Here is a 2,699-nt window from a genome sequence, read left to right on the forward strand (position 1 = left end):
CTTGATGCCCACTATAGCCCGGAACTGCGGATTCAAATCATATTAGACAACCATTCCGCTCATATCTCCAAGGAAACAAATGCTTATCTGGAGACAAAGATGACGAAACAGGTACTTCGTCATCTCCGGGTGAAGTCAAAAGAAGAATTAAAAGAGCGACTTGTGTTGTACCTCCAGGAAGTCAACGAAAATCCGGTGCCTTTCCGTTGGAAGTACGGTTTGGAAAATTGACAGGGCACGAACGTTATTTCAGGAGCTATCTACTAGCATCCAGTCAAACGAATAAGCAATCCCCATTCATCTGGAGGGAGCAATATGAAAGTAACTGTATTTGGCGCAAGCGGAGGGATCGGAAAGTTTGTCCTTCAACATGCGCTTGCTGAAGGCTATCAAGTTGTGGCTTACGTGAGAAATGCCGCTAAATTAACTGTCGCCCATTCAAATTTGACGGTTCTTCAAGGCGAGTTAAGCGACGATGGCAGCATTCGCAAGGCGGTTGCCAATTCTGATGCCGTAATTAGCGCCTTGGGGCCATCGATGAGCCCAAAGGCGAAGGGCTATCCTGTATTTGAAGGGCATGAACACATCATACGGGCAATGAAAAAGGAAAAGGTTCGCCGATTGATTACCTTGGCAACACCTAGCGTAGCTTTTGAAAAAGACAAGCCCGCCTTAATCACAAAGCTTCCGACCCTGATGGCTAAAGCCTTTTTACCCCGAGCCTACCGGGAAATCGTCTTGATCGGCAAGCTGGTGCGCCAGTCCGATTTGGATTGGACAGTGGTGCGCATCGTCGCTCCGAAAGACAGACCGGCGGCAGGAAGGTTAACGTTACGTTTGGCGAACAAAAAGTCAAGTTTTCCGTATCCAGAGAGGATATCGCCATGTTTATGGTCAAGCAAGTAAAGCAATCCACGTATGTGAGGTCGATGCCGATTATCGGAAGTTGACCCATAAACCAAACTAGGAGATGAACGCCAATGAAAACAGTAGCCATTGTAGGAGCGGGAAAAGGATTGGGCTTGTCGCTTGCCAAACGTTTTGGACACAAGGGGTTCCGCGTTGCATTAATCGCGCGCAATGTCGAAAAGCTCGCTGAAATGACGGAGGAGCTTAAGGCGCTGGGGGTTGAGGTTTCTAATTATAAGGCTGATATCTATAATTAAGGAAGAGCTGGAACAAGCACTTGCCAGCATCAAAGCGGCTTACGGTTCCATCGACGTTATGGAGTTCAGCCCGACACCAGGGAACTATCCGCCGACCTCTGTTCTACATCTGACGCCCGAAAATGCGCAAAATCAATTTGAAGGGTATGTCGCAATTATGTTGCTAATTTGCATGCCGAGCTGTCTCCCAAGGGAATTGATGTCATCCATCGTTCGCTCGGGCTGTTCATGAAGATCTGATGCATGATCTGTACATTCTCTTCACTTTCACTTTTCTCTGGGCTAGGGCGATAACCGCTTGTCCTATTCACGCTCAGCAGATCCGCCTGGCGTTTAACGGTAATTTCCTTGTGGTCACGTTCCGCTCAAGAAATTCAGCTTTCCAACGGCTAACCATAGTCGGGCTTACTTCGTACTTGGCAGCAATACTCTCCCGTGTCTCAACCCATGGGAGCATTATACAACGGCGTACACGCCTTGTAACGGGCGGCTTTGCCATTCCTTAATGAGGGGAATGAGCTTATTGGTCCCATTCGAAATCATCGTCGGAGACACGTCAATGCCGTATAGGTTGGCTAAGTGATCTTGAATGTCCCGAGTGCTTACTCCCTTTGCATACATGGCGATGATTTGTTCTTGCATGCCGTTTACAGTCTGTCCAACTGCTAAAGGTGAATGGATTGTTCACCTGCATCGTATTGCTGGAAGGAGCCAGATTCCATGAGATGTCTTTTGTTCTTGCATGGTAAGAGGCGACAAAAAAGAGAGCTGTGCTCGAATCACAGCTCACGGAGGATGAGAAAATAATGACACATCAAGAATCAATAGCGATGATGAATATCAATTGACTTCGTTATATTTTAATTCGGCATTAATACTGAAGCTGTTGCACATCAAATCCTTTCTGCTTCAGTTGGTCGACAACCATATCCTGAAGCACAAGGTGCCCCGCCCCGACGACGACAAAATAAGTGGACTGCCCCTCTTGTTCCAATAATTGACTCAATTTGCCCGCCATGTCCTTGTCTCTTTCCCCGAACAGTTTGTGAGTAACTTCCTCGTTGTCCGCTTGCAGCATGTCAAGATAGGTTACGGTAAAGTTCTCTTTTTCTCCTGCTATCCACTGCTGTAGCCACAAGCTCAAACGTTTCAATTCCTTGTTTTCCTCCAGTGGCGTCGGCGTCAAAATTTCATCCAGCGCGCGGTTCAACATTTTTTCCAAATATTCGGCCGAAAGGCTGTTAAAAAGTTTGCCCTGAAACTCCCCCCCCTCTAGTTGCCGAACCGGCTTCCCGTTCACCCCGGCCATACTAATAAAATAGGAATCAACCACAACGACATTCATTGCAGCCGCCTCTTTGTTAGCATGGGAGTTGACCACTATGTCGAGCACACTGACGAGCCAATATGGCTGAAGCGCATTCATCGTCTCCGCAGGCAATTTCAGCATCGCAAACACCTGCTGAGCCTTGTCATACGTTGCCGCCGATACATGATCCTTGAGTGTTGTACCATCTCGATAGGTATACTGTT

At 47.5% G+C, this 2,699-nt stretch carries 3 protein-coding genes and 2 pseudogenes; 3 read left to right on the top strand and 2 right to left on the bottom strand.

From position 1 onward, the window contains the following. The 3 genes and pseudogenes from PPOP_RS24290 to PPOP_RS24295 form a co-directional block, all read left to right on the top strand. Positions 1 to 231, top strand: a pseudogene (locus tag PPOP_RS24290) (IS630 family transposase); the annotation flags it as partial. A gap of 84 nt (positions 232 to 315) precedes the next feature. After that, positions 316 to 906: an NAD(P)-dependent oxidoreductase gene (locus PPOP_RS11920; RefSeq protein ID WP_006286655.1), complete on the top strand. Its 591-nt coding sequence runs from the start codon at positions 316 to 318 to the stop codon at positions 904 to 906. Positions 907 to 980: 74 nt separating this feature from the next. After that, positions 981 to 1,166 (top strand): SDR family NAD(P)-dependent oxidoreductase, encoded by a 186-nt coding sequence (locus tag PPOP_RS24295; RefSeq protein ID WP_006286656.1) that lies wholly within the window; start codon positions 981 to 983, stop codon positions 1,164 to 1,166. A gap of 459 nt (positions 1,167 to 1,625) precedes the next feature. Here the strand turns inward: PPOP_RS24295 and PPOP_RS11930 are convergent. Next, positions 1,626 to 1,820: pseudogene (locus tag PPOP_RS11930) on the bottom strand (transposase); the annotation flags it as partial. A gap of 217 nt (positions 1,821 to 2,037) precedes the next feature. Next, a partial coding sequence (locus tag PPOP_RS11935) for a TraB/GumN family protein (RefSeq protein WP_006286658.1) occupies positions 2,038 to 2,699 on the bottom strand: 662 nt, incomplete at its 5' end.

It is taken from the genome of Paenibacillus popilliae ATCC 14706 (assembly GCF_000315235.1).
In the GTDB taxonomy this organism is placed as follows: domain Bacteria; phylum Bacillota; class Bacilli; order Paenibacillales; family Paenibacillaceae; genus Paenibacillus_B; species Paenibacillus_B popilliae.